The sequence below is a fragment of the Pantoea sp. GD03673 genome, assembly GCF_029844725.1.
In the GTDB taxonomy this organism is placed as follows: domain Bacteria; phylum Pseudomonadota; class Gammaproteobacteria; order Enterobacterales; family Enterobacteriaceae; genus Pantoea.
In genome coordinates this window covers 35259-51914 of sequence record NZ_JAOCKJ010000014.1, presented here as the reverse complement: position 1 = coordinate 51914, position 16656 = coordinate 35259, and the positions used below count along the sequence as shown (strand labels likewise).

The 16656-nt window shown below is 55.2% G+C and carries 16 protein-coding genes; 8 read left to right on the top strand and 8 right to left on the bottom strand.

Annotated features, from left to right (window positions below):
• Positions 1–125: 125 nt before the first annotated feature.
• The gene (gene gmhB, locus N5J69_RS20405; protein ID WP_279772451.1) at positions 126–686 is read right to left on the bottom strand and encodes a D-glycero-beta-D-manno-heptose 1,7-bisphosphate 7-phosphatase; all 561 of its coding nucleotides are present in this window, start codon (positions 684–686) and stop codon (positions 126–128) included.
• 189 nt (positions 687–875) lie between these two features.
• On the opposite strand from gmhB, the gene metN reads away from it, so the two are divergent.
• From metN to proS, 6 genes are all read left to right on the top strand, one after another.
• Positions 876–1907: a methionine ABC transporter ATP-binding protein MetN gene (metN, locus tag N5J69_RS20400; RefSeq protein WP_279772450.1), complete on the top strand. Its 1032-nt coding sequence runs from the start codon at positions 876–878 to the stop codon at positions 1905–1907.
• On the top strand, positions 1900–2553 hold the full coding sequence (locus N5J69_RS20395) for a methionine ABC transporter permease MetI (protein ID WP_279772449.1): 654 nt from the start codon (positions 1900–1902) through the stop codon (positions 2551–2553). The genes metN and N5J69_RS20395 overlap by 8 nt, the downstream gene beginning before the upstream one ends.
• 31 nt (positions 2554–2584) lie before the next feature.
• Positions 2585–3400 carry a MetQ/NlpA family lipoprotein gene (locus N5J69_RS20390; protein WP_279772448.1) on the top strand — a complete coding sequence of 272 codons (816 nt, stop codon included), beginning with the start codon at positions 2585–2587 and terminating at the stop codon, positions 3398–3400.
• A 128-nt stretch (positions 3401–3528) separates the two neighbouring features.
• The gene (gene rcsF, locus N5J69_RS20385; RefSeq protein ID WP_013356860.1) at positions 3529–3927 is read left to right on the top strand and encodes an Rcs stress response system protein RcsF; all 399 of its coding nucleotides are present in this window, start codon (positions 3529–3531) and stop codon (positions 3925–3927) included.
• On the top strand, positions 3924–4628 hold the full coding sequence (gene tsaA / locus N5J69_RS20380) for a tRNA (N6-threonylcarbamoyladenosine(37)-N6)-methyltransferase TrmO (RefSeq protein ID WP_279772447.1): 705 nt from the start codon (positions 3924–3926) through the stop codon (positions 4626–4628). Before rcsF ends, tsaA begins: the two co-directional genes overlap by 4 nt.
• A gap of 89 nt (positions 4629–4717) precedes the next feature.
• Positions 4718–6436: a proline--tRNA ligase gene (gene proS, locus N5J69_RS20375; RefSeq protein WP_279772446.1), complete on the top strand. Its 1719-nt coding sequence runs from the start codon at positions 4718–4720 to the stop codon at positions 6434–6436.
• 170 nt (positions 6437–6606) lie between these two features.
• On the opposite strand, the gene arfB is transcribed toward proS, so the two are convergent.
• Positions 6607–7017 carry an alternative ribosome rescue aminoacyl-tRNA hydrolase ArfB gene (gene arfB, locus N5J69_RS20370; RefSeq protein ID WP_279772445.1) on the bottom strand — a complete coding sequence of 137 codons (411 nt, stop codon included), beginning with the start codon at positions 7015–7017 and terminating at the stop codon, positions 6607–6609.
• Between the two features lie 217 nt (positions 7018–7234).
• On the opposite strand from arfB, the gene N5J69_RS20365 reads away from it, so the two are divergent.
• Complete coding sequence (locus N5J69_RS20365; protein WP_003852623.1) at positions 7235–7435, top strand: YaeP family protein; 201 nt, start codon at positions 7235–7237, stop codon at positions 7433–7435.
• Positions 7422–7682, top strand: a complete 261-nt coding sequence (rof, locus tag N5J69_RS20360) for a Rho-binding antiterminator (RefSeq protein WP_150010675.1) — start codon at positions 7422–7424, stop codon at positions 7680–7682. The genes N5J69_RS20365 and rof overlap by 14 nt, the downstream gene beginning before the upstream one ends.
• 40 nt (positions 7683–7722) lie before the next feature.
• Here the strand turns inward: rof and N5J69_RS20355 are convergent, their stop codons facing one another.
• The 6 genes from N5J69_RS20355 to dnaE all read right to left on the bottom strand — a co-directional run bounded on the left by N5J69_RS20355 (position 7723) and on the right by dnaE (position 16625).
• On the bottom strand, positions 7723–8031 hold the full coding sequence (locus tag N5J69_RS20355) for a cytochrome c (RefSeq protein WP_279772452.1): 309 nt from the start codon (positions 8029–8031) through the stop codon (positions 7723–7725).
• A 2-nt stretch (positions 8032–8033) separates the two neighbouring features.
• Entirely contained in the window at positions 8034–9350 is a 1317-nt protein-coding gene (tilS, locus tag N5J69_RS20350) for a tRNA lysidine(34) synthetase TilS (RefSeq protein WP_279772444.1), read from the bottom strand.
• A 50-nt stretch (positions 9351–9400) separates the two neighbouring features.
• Positions 9401–9790 (bottom strand): VOC family protein, encoded by a 390-nt coding sequence (locus tag N5J69_RS20345; RefSeq protein ID WP_279772443.1) that lies wholly within the window; start codon positions 9788–9790, stop codon positions 9401–9403.
• 64 nt (positions 9791–9854) lie between these two features.
• Entirely contained in the window at positions 9855–12005 is a 2151-nt protein-coding gene (locus tag N5J69_RS20340; protein ID WP_279772441.1) for a lysine decarboxylase LdcC, read from the bottom strand.
• Positions 12006–12173: 168 nt separating this feature from the next.
• Positions 12174–13130: an acetyl-CoA carboxylase carboxyl transferase subunit alpha gene (accA, locus tag N5J69_RS20335; protein ID WP_279772440.1), complete on the bottom strand. Its 957-nt coding sequence runs from the start codon at positions 13128–13130 to the stop codon at positions 12174–12176.
• Between the two features lie 12 nt (positions 13131–13142).
• A complete protein-coding gene (gene dnaE / locus N5J69_RS20330; RefSeq protein WP_279772439.1) occupies positions 13143–16625 on the bottom strand; it encodes a DNA polymerase III subunit alpha in 3483 nt (1160 codons plus the stop codon).
• Positions 16626–16656 lie beyond the last annotated feature (31 nt).

Here is a 16656-nt window from a genome sequence, read left to right as displayed (position 1 = left end):
TAACCCGTTTCCCGTTGCCGGTTTGCCGTGTCAGTGGAGGCGCATTATAGGGAACGGTTCAGATAGCGCAAGTGCAAATTGAGACTTTTTTGCTGTTCGCCTGAAATTTGCACAAAAGCGCCGTTTTACCCCTGTTTAATGCGTGCTGGCAGCTCTGCCAGGCTATTAATTATCCAGTTTGCTGCAGCTTCCCCTTCAGCCGTAACGGGTTTACCGCTGCGCACCAGCACCCTGGTGCCAACACCGGCAGCCTGGCCAGCCAGCATATCTTCCAGCTTGTCACCCACCATATAAGAAGCAGCCATATCAATGTTCAGCTCTTCCTGTGCCGTCAGCAACATGCCAGGTTGCGGTTTACGGCAGTCACACTCCTGACGGAACTCTTCTACTGTTGCTTCAGGATGGTGAGGACAGAAATAGATGCCATCAAGATCAACGTCGCGATCGGCCAGCGACCAGTCCATCCACTCTGTCAGCCGCATAAAGGTATCTTCGGTAAACATACCGCGCGCTATACCAGACTGATTGGTCACGACCACCAGCGCATAGCCCATTGCCTTCAGTTGCTGCAGCGCTTCAATCGTGCCGTCAATAAACTGGAAGTCATCGATCTCATGGACGTAGCCACTGTCGACATTAAGGGTGCCATCACGATCAAGAAAAATAGCCGGGACTTTATTCGCCACGTAGAAACTCCTGCTGTAAAAATTGCCGATCAGTATCGCATGATTACTATAAAAGGGAGAATGTCAGATTGAATCACTTCCATTGATTTAGACGTCTGGATGCCTTAACATCCATCCAGCTTTTATCGCGATTAAAAGTGACGAGGCTTCCCACACCACGGACAACGCAACACGATAATTAATAACATAATGATTAAACTAGAAAATATCACCAAGGTGTTTCAGCAGGGCTCGCGGACTATTCCGGCATTGTCGGATGTGAGCCTGCATGTGCCTGCCGGACAGATTTATGGCGTTATTGGCGCTTCTGGTGCCGGTAAAAGTACATTGATTCGTTGCGTGAACCTGCTGGAGCGCCCTACTTCGGGCCGCGTACTGGTTGACGGCGCTGATTTGACTGCACTCAATGAACGTCAGTTGACCCAGGCGCGCCGCCAGATTGGCATGATCTTTCAGCACTTTAACCTGATGAATTCCCGCACCGTCGCGGGCAACGTTTCTCTGCCACTGGAACTCGGCAATCTCTCGCGCGCCCAGATCACTGCTCGCGTTACGGAGCTGCTGGAACTGGTGGGATTGTCTGATAAGCATGATGCCTGGCCTGCGAATCTCTCGGGCGGTCAGAAGCAGCGTGTCGCGATTGCCCGTGCTCTGGCCAGCAATCCTAAGGTGCTGCTGTGTGATGAAGCCACCAGCGCTCTGGATCCCGCCACAACCCGCTCTATTCTGGAGTTGCTGAAAGACATTAACCGCCGTCTTGGGCTCACGATTCTGCTGATCACCCATGAGATGGATGTGGTGAAACGCATCTGCGATCAGGTTGCGGTCATCAGTCACGGTGAGCTGATAGAGAAAGATAGCGTCAGTGAAGTGTTCTCACATCCCAAGACGCCTCTGGCGCAACAGTTTATTCAGTCAACACTGCATCTGGATATCCCGGATGATTACCAGCAGCGTCTTTCTGCCACCGCCGCTGAGGGCACCGTGCCCCTGCTGCGACTGGAATTCACCGGTAAATCGGTTGATGCGCCGCTGCTTTCCGAAGCGGCCCGCCGTTACAACGTGAACAACAACATTATCAGTGCCCAGATGGACTACGCCGGTGGCGTGAAGTTCGGCATTATGCTGGCCGAAATGCACGGCGCAGAAAGCGATACCCGCGAGGCGATAGCCTGGCTGAAGGAGAATCATGTGAAAGTAGAGGTGTTAGGTTATGTCTGAGGCGATGATGTGGTTGCTGGGACGGGGCGTGTGGGAAACGCTGATGATGACCTTCGTCTCAGGCTTTTTCGGTTTTGTACTGGGCCTGCCGGTCGGCGTTTTACTCTATGTCACCCGTCAGGGTCAGATTCTGCAGAATCAGGGGCTTTACCGCGTGCTCTCGGCGGTGGTGAATATCTTCCGCTCCATTCCTTTCATTATCTTACTGGTCTGGATGATTCCCTTCACCCGAATCATCGTCGGCACCTCTATCGGCCTGCAGGCAGCCATCGTGCCGCTCACCGTCGGGGCGGCACCGTTTATCGCCCGTATGGTTGAAAATGCCCTGCTGGAACTGCCTACCGGCCTGATCGAAGCGTCACGTGCGATGGGCGCAACGCCAATGCAGATCGTCCGCAAGGTTCTGCTGCCGGAAGCGATGCCGGGCCTGGTGAATGCAGCAACCATCACCCTGATTACCCTGGTCGGCTACTCCGCTATGGGTGGCGCAGTGGGTGCCGGTGGTCTGGGTCAGATCGGTTATCAGTATGGTTATATCGGATACAACGCCACTGTGATGAATACGGTATTGGTGTTGTTAGTGGTTTTGGTGTATCTCATTCAATTCTGTGGCGACCGCATCGTGCGTGCTGTGTCCCATAAGTAAGCCAGCAATCTCACATTATTAAGGAAAGGATATGTCTTTCAGATTTAAAAAAATTGCCGCTGTGGGTGCTCTGATTGGCGCGATTGCGCTGGCAGGATGCGATCAAAAAGAGAAAGACGCTAACCACATTAAAGTGGGCGTCATTGTCGGTGCTGAGCAGCAGGTTGCAGAAGCCGCACAGAAAGTAGCAAAAGGTAAGTATGGTCTGGACGTTGAACTGGTCACATTCAACGACTACGTGCTGCCAAACGAAGCGCTGAGCAAAGGCGATATCGACGTGAATGCCTTCCAGCACAAACCTTATCTGGATCAGCAGATCAAAGATCGGGGTTACAAGCTGGTTTCAGTCGGTAACTCCTTCGTCTACCCGATTGCAGGCTATTCAAAGAAGATCAAGTCACTGGATGAGCTGCAGGATGGCGCGCAGGTTGCTATTCCAAACGATCCGACCAACCTGGGCCGTACGCTGCTGCTGCTGCAGAAAGTGGGTCTGATCAAACTGAAAGATGGCACAGGCTTGCTGCCAACCTCACTGGATATCACTGAGAACCCTAAGCATCTGAAAATTGTTGAGCTGGAAGCGCCACAGCTGCCACGCTCACTGGACGATCAGCAGATTGCGCTGGCCGTGATCAACACGACTTACGCCAGCCAGATCGGTCTGACCCCGGCCAAAGATGGCATTTTCGTCGAAGATAAAGATTCACCTTATGTGAACCTGATTGTCGCGCGCGAAGATAATAAAGATGCGGAAAACGTGAAAAAGTTCGTGCAGGCTTACCAGTCTGACGAAGTGAACGACGCGGCTAACAAAATCTTTAACGGCGGCGCGGTTAAAGGTTGGTAATTCAGCGGTTCATCTCCTCAGGGGCGGCGCTATGCCGCCCTTTCTGTTATTGGGTGCCCTGCCCGACTTGTTATTTATTCCCGTCCTTGTTTCAATAACGCCACTTTTTAAAACCTGAGGATGTTGCCATGCGTTTTTTACCGCTCTGCTTGTTAGCATTGATGCTGACAGGGTGTGTTCATGAGTATCACCCGATAAGCAGCGCACCGTCCCGGCCGCAGCAATCCAGTCAGCCAACCCGCAAACCTGTGGTACGACCGGCTCCGGTTAAGCTTTATACCGACGCCGCCGATCTGGTCAGTAAACCGTTCCGCGATCTGGGTGAAGTCTCCGCTGAAGATTGCCAGATCAGTAATCAGAACTCCCCGGCCAACATCGCCACGGCGCGTAAACGTCTGCAGATCAAAGCATCACAGATGAAAGCCAATGCGGTGCTGCTGCATCAGTGTGAAATCGTCACCGGCACGCCGGGCTGCTATCGTCAGGCCGTCTGTCAGGGTTCAGCGCTGAAAGTCAGTAATCAATGAGTGAATTCGCCTTTGCGCAAATTGGCGTAATCCATTCGCCGTGGAAGGAAAAGTTTGCCGTGCCGCGCCAGCCAGGGCTGGTGCAGGATGGCGGCGGCGAGCTGCATCTGCAGCCACCTTACAATCAGCCTGAAGCCGTTCGCGGACTGGAAGCGTTCAGCCATCTCTGGCTGCTGTTTGTCTTTCATCAGACGATGGCGGGTGGCTGGCGTCCCACGGTGCGCCCTCCCCGGCTGGGCGGCAATGCGCGCATGGGTGTCTTTGCGACACGTTCTACTTTTCGCCCCAACCCCATTGGCATGTCGCTGGTCGAACTGAAAGGGATCAGGATTGAAAAACAGCAGGTGATCCTGCAGCTTGGCAGTCTGGATCTGGTTGATGGCACCCCGGTGGTGGATATCAAACCTTATCTGCCCTTTGCCGAAGCGCTGCCCCACGCTCATGCCGGTTTTGCTCAGGCGGCCCCTGCGGCAGACATGCCGGTCCGCTTTTCAGCGCTGGCACAGCAGCAACTTCATCAGCAGTCCCGCTACCCCAATCTGGCGCGTTTTATCAGTGAAGTGCTGGCACAGGATCCGCGTCCCGCTTACCGTCAGGGCGAAACGCAGGAACGCGAATACGCGGCCTGGTTAATGGATTTTAACGTTCGCTGGCGCATTGACGATGCCGGCACTGAAGTGATCGCTATCGACCTGCGTTAAAACCCGCTTTTGAGCCGGTGATCTCACTGGTACACTAGCCGCCAGCAAAATTCTGTCTGTGACTTTCCGATCAACTGGAACCGTAATCAATGCGTACTACTCAATATCTGCTCTCTACTCAGAAAGAGACGCCTTCCGACGCTGAAGTGATCAGCCACCAGCTGATGCTGCGCGCCGGTATGATCCGCAAACTGGCTTCTGGCTTGTATACCTGGTTGCCGACCGGTGTCCGCGTACTGAAAAAAGTCGAAAACATCGTTCGTGAAGAGATGAACAATGCGGGCGCGGTTGAGATTTTAATGCCGGTTGTGCAGCCCGCCGACCTGTGGCAGGAGAGCGGTCGCTGGGAGGAGTATGGCCCGGAACTGTTGCGTATTGCAGATCGCCACGAGCGTCCGTTCGTGCTGGGTCCGACGCATGAAGAGGTGGTCACTGACCTGATCCGCAATGAGCTGAGCTCTTATAAACAGCTGCCACTCAACCTGTATCAGATCCAGACCAAATTCCGCGACGAAGTGCGTCCGCGCTTTGGCGTGATGCGTTCCCGCGAATTTACCATGAAAGATGCTTATTCTTTCCACGTGTCGCAGGAATCGCTGCAGGAAACCTATGATGCAATGTATCGCGCCTACAGCCAGATCTTCAGCCGTATGGGCCTGGATTTCCGCGCCGTACAGGCCGACACCGGCTCTATCGGCGGCAGCGCATCACACGAGTTCCAGGTGCTGGCGCAGAGTGGTGAAGATGATGTGATCTTCTCTACCGATTCTGATTATGCCGCTAACATTGAGCTGGCCGAAGCCGTCGCCCCTGCGGGTGAACGTGCCGCGCCGTCGCAGGAGATGCAGCTGGTCGAGACGCCAGATGCAAAAACCATCGCGGAGCTGGTTGCGCAATTCAGTGTGCCTGTTGAAAAGACAGTGAAAACATTGATTGTTAAAGGTGCTGAAGAGAGTGGTCATGCGCTGGTTGCCCTGCTGGTTCGCGGCGACCATCAGCTGAACGAGATCAAAGCAGAGAAGTCAGACATCGTTGCGTCACCGCTGGTGTTCGCCACGGAAGAAGAGATCCGCGCCGCTGCGGGAGCCGGTCCGGGTTCCATCGGGCCAGTGGGTCTGCAGATGCCGATCATTGCTGACCGTACCGTGGCTAAGATGAGCGATTTCAGCGCCGGTGCCAACGTCGATGGCAAGCACTACTTCGGCATTAACTGGGAGCGTGACCTGCCGCTGGCGAGCGTTGCGGATATCCGTAACGTGGTCGAAGGCGATTTAAGCCCGGATGGCAAAGGCACGCTGCAGATCAAGCGCGGCATCGAAGTGGGTCACATTTTCCAGCTCGGTACGAAATATTCCGACGCGCTGAAAGCATCCGTTCAGGGTGAAGATGGCCGCAATCAGGTGATGAGCATGGGCTGCTACGGCATCGGCATCACCCGCGTAGTCGCGGCAGCGATTGAGCAGAACCATGACGATCGCGGCATCATCTGGCCAGCTGCACTGGCACCGTTCGAAGTGGCGATTCTGCCAATGAACATGCAGAAGTCGTTCCGGGTAAAAGAGCTGGCGGAAGAGCTGTATGCCACACTGCGTGCCAAAGGCGTCGATGTGATTCTGGATGACCGTAAAGAGCGTCCGGGCGTGATGTTCGCGGATATGGAACTGATCGGTGTGCCACACACCATCGTCATCGGCGACCGTAATCTTGATAATCAGGAGATTGAATACAAATCACGTCGTGCCGGTGAGAAGCAGATGATCAAGCAGGATGAGATTGTTGATTTCCTGCTGAAGGCGCTGAATAAGTAAGCACTGAAGGAACGGTCAGTTCGGAAAGTCGCAAAAGCCGTCATCCATGACATGCCTGCGCCGCTTTCCTCTTCTGACCGTGTTAGCTGCGCGCTGAGCTTATTCGTTGCTGACAGATTCACGCTGGTCTGGTTGATCAGCCCTCAAACGCCCCGCCTGCGGGGCGTTTTTTATAGCACCTTGCCGCGCATCGACTTGGTCGTACTGCGGCGGGCTTTCCCTTCCAGACGCCGCTCTTTTGAAGCGCGGGTTGGCCGCGTGGCACGCCGGGTTTTTTCCACGGTGCTCAGCTCCCGAATCAGATTGACCAGACGCTGCAATGCCGCTTCGCGATTCATCTCCTGACTGCGGTACTCCTGCGCCTTGATCACTACAACGCCATCACCGGTAATCAGATGGTGGCTGGCAGTGAGCAGCCGCTCTTTATAAAACGCAGGCAGCGAAGAGGCAGCAATATCGAAGCGCAGATGAATGGCGGTACTGGCTTTATTGATATGTTGTCCGCCTGCACCCTGAGCACGAATCGCCGTCAGCGCGATCTCACTCTCCGGAATCTCAACCGAACGGGATAGCATAATCATCCGCGCCCTCCCCACACCTTAACCATGTTGACCTTCGATAACCTGTTCATCAAATTAACCTTTTGTGCTCTGATTCATTCCACCTGAGACAGCGGAATCTGTCACTTTAGCAGTGATTCGCGCACCGATCCTGCTTTACGCAGGCTGATTTCCTCCAAATGGCTATGATATAGTCGCCAGTTAACCAGAGTATTTACGCTCTGCTGAGGAGGGCCACGTGCAAAATTATTGTGAGTTAGTTCGCCGGAAATATGCCGAAATCGGCAGCGGAGATTTAGGTTACATACCGGATGCGATTGGCTGCGCATTAAAGGCACTTAATGATATTGCCGCAAATACTGAGCTAAACTCTTCAGTCAGGGAACAGGCGGCTTACGCCGCTGCTAACTTATTGGTGAGCGACTATGTTGATAAATGAAGCGTACCAACCTATCAATTGCGATGATTACGATAATCTGGAGCTCGCCTGCCAGAACCACTGGATGCTGTCGCTGGAAATGAAAGATGGCGAGCAGCTAAAGGCAAAGGCCAAAGAGATCTTTTCACGCAAGAATGTGGAATATCTGGCAATCGATCTTTCCGGTGAGCATCGCGAATTACGTCTCGACCATATCGCCAGCTTTACCCATCCCGAACTGGGTACGGTCGTGGTCAGCGCAGAGTAATCCACGCATTCCGGGCGGGATCATCCCGCCCGGCTAAACATCAGGGTTGCAACGAACTATAGTACGCCGCCAGATCCGCCATATCCCCGTCACTTAATCCCGCCACAAACGCCTTCATAACTTCAGCCTGACCGCCACTGCGCTCGCCCTTTTTATAGGCCTGCAGAGCATGTTCCAGATAGGGTGCATGTTGCCCGGCCAGGTTCGGATAGAGCGGCACCGCCGCTTTACCCGCTGCGCCATGACAGGCCATGCAACGCCCTGCTTTCTCTGCGCCACGCTGCGCATCACCCGCAGCCCAGGCCGGTAACACAGCGGCCATTAAACAGGCGATAAGCCATTGCTTCATCATTATTGCTCTCCTTCGCGGGATGCCCTGTCCCAGATTATCTGCCAGCCCTGCCGATCACGTGCCGCACCAGCATGAGTCACAAAGAGATTCGGCACACAGATCAGCGTCTGGTTGTAAAAAATTAACGGCAGTCGTTCTCGCTGCCACGGCGGTATCTGTAACTCCTGCCACAGCTTTTTCATTTCCCGTCCGCCATTACGCCCTGCCAGATGAACGTGCCCCTGCGCATGAAACCGCACGCTAACCTGCTCATCCGGCTGAGGATAGCGCAGCAAACTCTGTGACGAACTGGCATGCAGCGTGCCCAGGTTCTGCGGTAAATCCAGCGGCTGGCGCAGATCGGGCCATGACAGCTCAATGTCGCGCAGTGAACGGAACAATGGCAGCCAGTAAAGTTGCTGACGGTAACGACGCAGTTCAGCCTGACCGAATCGCAGCCGGGGTTGCGCATCTTCCCGGCTCGCCATCACTTCATCACGAATGCGTTTCAGCGCGTCACGGGACGGCATCCCCCCACCCTGCCCGGCAATCCAGCGGCGCAACAACGCATTGGCGCGCAGCTCACTCATGATCATTAATGGCGGAAAACAGAGGCTGCCATCAGCCTGAATCAGCTCGGCCAGTTGCCCGGCGAGCAGTTCATCCAGCAACTGCTCCTGCTCACTGCACAACGCCGCACTTCGGGCTGTTGCCTCGGCAAAATGGGGCCAGCGCTGATAAAGCTCCGGCAGCAACCGCTGGCGGAGGAAGTTACGATCGTAGCGAAGATCCTGATTGCTCTCATCATCAATCCACACCAGCTGATGCGTGACGGCATAGGCCTCAAGCGACTGTCGCGGCTGATTCAGCAGCGGACGCAGCAGCGGATTGGCACCCAGCATGCGCGTTAAAGGCATCGCCGCCAGCCCGGCTGGCCCACTGCCGCGCTTCAGCGCCAGCAAAACGGTTTCACACTGATCATCAAGATGCTGGCCGGTAAGTAATATGTCGCCCGGTTCCAGTGCCGCACTTAGTGCCTGATAGCGGGCGCTACGGGCGGCCGCTTCAATGCCGTTTTCCCTGCCATCCACCGTTACGCGCAGCACGTCACACGGCAGCTGCCACTGCTCACATACCGTCTGACAATGGGTGGCCCAGCGATCGGCATTCGGGCTGAGCCCGTGGTGAACATGCAACGCCCGCAGACGTGACTGAGGATGCTGCTGCTGCCAGCCGCGCAGCTGATGCAGCAGCACGGTTGAATCGAGTCCGCCGCTGAATGCGACGACCAGCGCGGCATCGGGTTGCAACAGGGCGTCATAAGCGGGCAAAGACATAGAGGCATCCGGAAAATCGGGCCACTGAATGTCGCCCGCTCAGCGCTATTTTACGCCTGATAAAGCTCCAGCGGCAAACCATCCGGATCGGCAAAGAACGTACATTGTTTACCGGTCAGTTCATCAATGCGAATCGGCTCGCAGACAACGCCTTTGTCGGCCAGCGTGGCGACGGCAGCGGCAACATCCGGCACGGTAAAGGCCAGATGACGCAGACCGCGCGCCTCAGGATGACTGACGCGCGCTGGCGGCGTGGGAAAAGAGAACAGCTCAATGGTGTAGCGATCCTGTAAGGCCAGGTCGCCTTTCCAGGAGTCACGCGCCTCGCGGTAATATTCGCCCATCAGACGAAAGCCGAGTACGTCGCAATAGAACGCTTTGCTGCGCTGATAGTCGGAAGCGATGATGGCGATGTGGTGAATGGCGGTTAACTGCAACATAGTCAATGTCCTGATTCGGGCAGGCTGTCCGCAGACCGCCTGCCGCTGTTAGTCGTTTAAAGGCTCAGGTAAGGTCGTTTTTCAGCACGCGGACGCGATACTCGCCCTCTTCCGTCAGGCTTGCGCCGTGAATATCCGTTTCAAAGCCCGGATAGTGGCGGCCAATGCTGCACAGCATCAGCAGAAAATCGAGCACGGCGCGGCTCTTCTCAGTAATCATCTCTCCCGGCATGACCAGAGGAACGCCCGGCGGATAAGGCAGAATCATATTGGCCGATACCCGCCCGACCAGCTCACTGAGATCCACCGTTTCGATGTTGCCTTTCACCTGCTGCTGAAACGCCTGATGCGGCGTCATCTTCATTTCGGGCAGCACATCAAATGCCTGCAGCATCAGACGTGGCAGATCGTGATGGCGGATCAGCTGATGGATCCCCTGCGCCAGCGTCTGGATGCGCATGTTACGATAAAAATCGGGATCTTCCGCATAGAGATCCGGCAGCATGTTTTTCACCCGCAGATTGAGATCGTAGGCGCGTTTGAACTCTGTAAGACCACGCAGCACGCTCATCGCTTTGGTTTTGTCGATGCCGATGCTGAACAGGAACAGCAGGTTATAAGGGCCGGTTTTCTCCACCACGATGCCGCGTTCATCCAGAAACTTCGCCACCAGCGCCGCCGGGATCCCCTCTTCTGCCATCTCACCCAGCTCGCTCATGCCTGGCGTCAAAATGGTGACTTTGATCGGATCGAGGTACATGTGATCGCGATCGGCCTGCGTAAATCCATGCCACGCTTCTTCACCGGGCTGGATCGCCCAGCATTGTGCTTCATCAATCTGTTCCGGCTGCCAGATATCGAAGAACCAGCTGTCAGACTCTTCGCGCAGGCGCTGGATCTCACGGCGGAAATGAAGCGCACGCTCAACAGAGCGATTAATCAGCCGCTTACCCGGATTGCCGCGCAGCATAGCCGCAGCAGTTTCAATCGAGGAGACGATGGCGTAATTAGGCGAGGTGGTGGTGTGCATCATGTAGGCTTCGTTAAACGTCTGTTCGTCGTAGTCGCCTTTAATGTGAATCATGGAGGCCTGCGAGAACGCCGCCAGCAGTTTGTGGGTCGATTGCGTCTCGTACACCACCTTGCCCGGTATCCGGTCGCCACTCATGCCGCTTTTACCGGCGTAGATCGGATGGAAATTGGTGTAAGGCACCCAGGCTGAGTCGAAATGAATCGACGGTACATCCAGCGTTTCTTTGATGTATTGGGTGTTGTAAAGCAGCCCATCGTAAGTCGAGTTCGTAATCACCGCATGAACCGGCCAGGTGGCCCGATCGGTAGCAGCCACCTTGTGTGCAATGCGCTCGCGGGTAAATTCCTGCTTCGGGATACCGCCGAGAATACCCAGCGCATTGCGGGTCGGCTTCAGCCAGATCGGAATCAGATCGCTCATCATCAGCAGATGAGTCAGGGATTTGTGGCAGTTGCGGTCAATCAGCACGGTGCTGCCCGCCGGTGCGGCATACATGCCGACAATTTTGTTCGACGTGGAAGTGCCGTTCGTCACCATGTAACTCTGTTCAGCGCCAAACGTACGGGCAATATACTCTTCCGCTTCAAGGTGCGGACCGGTGTGATCCAGCAGCGAACCCAGCTCGGTCACCGAAATCGAGATGTCCGACTTTAAGGTATTGGCCCCGAAGAAATCGTAGAACAGGCAGCCGACCGGGCTTTTCTGAAACGCGGTGCCCGCCATATGGCCCGGCGTGCAGAAGGTATATTTGCCCTCTTTCACATAGGTGAACAGCGCTTTGGTCAGCGGCGGCGTAATGTGGTCGAGATAGTCATCGGTATACTGCCGGATATGCAGCGCGATATCGTCGGCGGCATTCAGCGCATACTCAAAAAAGTGCAGCGGCATCCGCATCTCATTGATGCTGATGTCCATCTGCGAGTGGGTGTTGATAAAGGCGTACAGTGGCAAATATTCGTTGAGCTGGTTGATCTCACCGCACAGTTCCGGACTGTTGTGCGCGTCCCAGTCGAAAATGACGCCGCTGATACGTGGATTGTGTTCGATCAGCTTCAGGAGATCGTCACTGTTTTTCGGGTAAAGCAGCTGAAAGCCTTGCAGATTTAACGCCGCGTCGAGTTCGCGTAACGGTTCATCTTTGTAAAACACGCCGTGCGCGCCCATGATCGCCAGAATATTCAATGCCCCTCTCCCTGATTGTTGTGGAACCGGTCAAGCATAACCGCTAAGTCAGGGAAGGTGTAGCGAGGGGACGATCAGATGAGGCTGAAAGGCGTCAGTCAGCATGCGGAGCTGAACCGGCGGCATAAAAAAAGCGGACCGGAGTCCGCTCTTACTGGTGCTCTTAAATCAGGCGTAACCGTAGCTCATCAGGCGCTGATAACGACGATCCAGCAGCTCCTCAGTGGTCAAACCGTCAAGCTCGGCCAGGTCAGCCAGCAGCTGCTGCTTGAGTGACTGCGCCATATCCACCGGACGGCGATGCGCGCCACCCAGCGGCTCAGGGATCACGGAGTCAATCAGCTTCAGCTCTTTCAGACGGTTGGCGGTAATGCCCATCGCTTCTGCGGCCAGCGGCGCTTTGTCCGCGCTTTTCCACAGAATGGAGGCACAGCCTTCCGGCGAGATGACGGAATAGGTGCTGTACTGCAGCATATTCACTTTATCGCCCACGCCAATCGCCAGCGCACCACCTGAACCGCCTTCACCGATGACCGTACAGATCACCGGCACTTTCAGGCCAGACATTTCACGCAGGTTGCGGGCAATCGCTTCAGACTGCCCACGCTCTTCTGCGCCCACGCCCGGATAAGCACCCGGCGTGTCGATGAAGGTGATGATTGGCATTTTGAAACGTTCAGCCATCTCCATCAGGCGCAGCGCTTTGCGATAGCCTTCCGGTGCTGGCATGCCGAAGTTACGGCGAATTTTCTCTTTGGTTTCACGGCCTTTCTGGTGCCCGATGATCATCACCGGACGTCCGTCAAGACGCGCAATCCCGCCTACAATCGCTTTGTCATCCGCATAAGCACGGTCACCCGCCAGCTCATCGAAATCGTCGAAAGCGTTGCGAACGTAGTCAAAGGTGTAAGGACGTAAAGGATGGCGCGCCAGTTGAGCGATCTGCCATGCGCCCAAATCGGCGAAGATTTTACGGGTCAGCTCAACGCTTTTCTCACGCAGACGCTGAACTTCTTCATCCAGATTAACGTGTTTATCATCCTGACGACCAATTGAGGTCAGCGAATCAATCTTCGCTTCCAGTTCTGCAATTGGCTGTTCAAAATCCAGGTAATTAAGACTCATAATGTTCCTGTTCTAGTCAAACTCCAGTTCCACCTGCTCCGATCCAATTAACGAGCGCAGATCGTTAAGTAAACGATCGCTGGGCGAAATTCGCCACGCTGCACCAAAGCGCAGCTTCGCTCGCGCGTCGGCTCTCTGATAGTAGAGATGCACCGGAATAGTCCCTGATCGATGGGGTTCCAGGGACTGACGGAGTCGGTTTAATAGCTGGTCATCAATTTGCCTGTCCGTCAGCGAGATAGCAAGTCCGCGCGCGTATTTTTCGCGAGCTTCGTCGATGTCCATGACTTCACGTGCGGTCATTTTAAGCCCGCCACTGAAGTCATCAAAGCTGACCTGTCCACTGACGATCAGGATTCGGTCTTTCTCCAGCAACTGCTGGTATTTATCTAACGCATCGGTAAATAACATCACCTCAAGACGACCGGAACGATCGTCCAGAGTACAGATACCAATTCGGTTGCCGCGTTTGGTGACCATTACCCGAGCGGCGATCACCAGACCGGCCGCAACGGTAATTTTACCCCGATCGGTAGGATGCATGTCTTTCAGCCGCACCCCGCCAACATAACGCTCGATTTCTTTCAGATACTGATTAATCGGGTGGCCGGTCAGGTATAAGCCCAGCGTTTCCCGCTCGCCATCCAGCTGCACCTGCTCAGGCCACGGTGTGACGCTGGCGTACGATTTCTCAACCTGCTCTGGCTCTTCCGCCAGCACGCCAAACATATCCGCCTGGCCAATCGCTTCCGCTTTCGCATGCTGATCGGCCGCTTTTAGCGCATCACTGAGTGCACTCATCAGCGCGGCACGATGCGGTCCAAGGCGATCAAAGGCCCCGGACATGATCAGTTTCTCCATCACCCGGCGGTTGATCTTTTTGGTATCAGTCCGGGCACAGAGATCAAACAGTTCGCGGAAATAGCCGCCTTCGTTACGGGCATCGATGATCGCTTCAATCGGGCCTTCACCCACGCCTTTGATCGCGCCAATGCCGTACACGATCTCGCCCGCTTCGTTAACGTGGAAGGGATAGAGACCGGAGTTAATGTCGGGCGGCAGGACCTTCAGCCCCATTCGCCAGCATTCATCGACCAGGCCGACCACTTTCTCGGTGTTATCCATATCGGCGGTCATCACCGCCGCCATAAACTCTGCCGGATAGTGCGCCTTGAGCCACAGCGTCTGATAGGAGACCAGTGCGTAAGCGGCAGAGTGTGACTTGTTAAAGCCATAGCCCGCAAACTTTTCGACCAGATCGAAGATCTTCATCGACAGTTCGCCGTCGATACCCATGCTTTCGGCACCGTCGCGGAAGACGGAACGCTGCTTGGCCATCTCTTCGGGTTTCTTTTTACCCATGGCGCGGCGCAGCATATCTGCCCCGCCCAGCGTATAGCCAGAGAGTACCTGGGCTATCTGCATCACCTGTTCCTGATAGAGGATGATGCCGTAGGTTGGCTCCAGCACCGGTTTCAGGCTTTCATGCTGCCACTGGATGTCGGGATAGGAGATCGCCTCCCGGCCATGCTTACGGTCGATGAAGTTGTCTACCATGCCGGACTGCAGTGGGCCCGGACGGAACAGCGCCACCAGTGCGATCATATCTTCGAAGCAGTCGGGCTTCAGACGCTTAATCAGATCTTTCATGCCGCGCGATTCAAGCTGGAATACCGCTGTGGTTTCCGAACGCTGCAGCATGTCGAAGCTTTTCTTATCATCCAGCGGGATAGCGGCGATATCGATCGGCTCCAGTCCCTGCTTTTCCCGGCGCGGATTGATCATCTTCAGCGCCCAGTCGATGATGGTCAGCGTACGCAGGCCCAGGAAGTCGAACTTCACCAGACCGGCATATTCCACATCATTTTTATCGAACTGGGTGACCGGGAACTGGCCGTGCTCATCGCAGTAGAGCGGCGCAAAATCGGTAATTTTCGTTGGCGCGATGACCACACCACCCGCATGTTTACCGGCGTTACGCGTAACGCCTTCCAGCTTGCGCGCCATGTCGATCAGCGCTTTGACCTCTTCGTCTGCGTCATACATTGCAGGAAGCTGCGGTTCAGCAATAAAGGCTTTTTCCAGCGTCATGCCGGGATCGGGCGGGATCAGTTTTGAAATCCGGTCAACAAAGCCGTAAGGATGACCCAGCACGCGGCCCACATCGCGGATAACCGCTTTTGCCGCCATTGTACCAAAGGTAATAATCTGGGAGACCGCTTCACGTCCGTACATGTCGGCGACGTGTTCAATCACCTGATCGCGTTTCTCCATGCAAAAATCGACATCGAAGTCGGGCATGGAGACACGTTCCGGGTTCAGGAAGCGTTCGAACAGCAGGTCGAACTCCAGCGGATCGATATCCGTGATTTTCAGCGCATAAGCCACCAGCGAACCCGCACCGGAACCACGACCCGGACCCACCGGCACGCCGTTATCCTTGGACCACTGGATAAACTCCATGACGATCAGGAAGTAGCCGGGGAAGCCCATCTGGTTGATGACGTTAAGTTCAATTTCCAGACGCTCGTCATATTCCGGGCGTTTTTCGAGTCGAACGGCTTCATCCGGGAACAGGAACACCAGACGCTCTTCCAGCCCCTCACGGGATTTCACCACCAGATAATCTTCGGTGGTCATATCACCGGTCGGGAACTGCGGCAGGAAGTACTCGCCCAGCCGGACCGTGACGTTACAACGCTTAGCAATCTCTACGCTGTTTTCCAGCGCTTCCGGGATGTCCGAGAACAGCTCGCACATCTCCTCTTCGCTGCGCATATATTGCTGAGAACTGTAGTTGCGCGGACGTTTAGGATCATCCAGCGTATAGCCGTCATGAATGGCCACGCGAATTTCGTGCGCGTCAAAGTCTTCTGCGTTGATAAAGCAGACTTCATTGGTGGCGACGACCGGGATTCCTTCGGCAATGGCCAGTTCAACGGCCGCATGGAGATAGCTCTCTTCGTCCTGACGACTGGTGCGAATCAGCTCAAGGTAGTAGCGGTCGGGGAAATGCTGCTGGTAAAACGACAGACACTGGGAAACCAGGGCATTGTTGCCCCGCAGCAGGCTGCGACCCACATCGCCACGCCGTCCGCCCGACAGCAGAATTAAGCCTTCCTGTAACTCAATCAGCCAGTCGCGATCGATGACCGGTCCGTCCACGCCATAACCACGCTGATACGCGCGGGAAATCAGCAGCGTAAGGTTCTGATAGCCGGTATTGTTCGCAGCCAGCACGGTCAGCTGCGTGAGTTCATCCCCCATCAGCTCACTGACCACGTTGAAGTCGGCGCCAATAACCGGTTTTATCCCTGCGCCGTGCGCACCCCCGTAGAATTTCACCAGGCCGCACAGGTTAGTGAAGTCGGTAATCGCGATCGCGGGCATGCCGAGCGCAGCCGCCTTCTTAATCAGTGGCCCGGTTTTCGCCAGACCATCAACCATTGAATAGTCACTGTGGACACGCAGATGTATAAAACGGGGTTCAGCCATATCAGTTTCCGGTTAAAACAGCGTCAGGCTA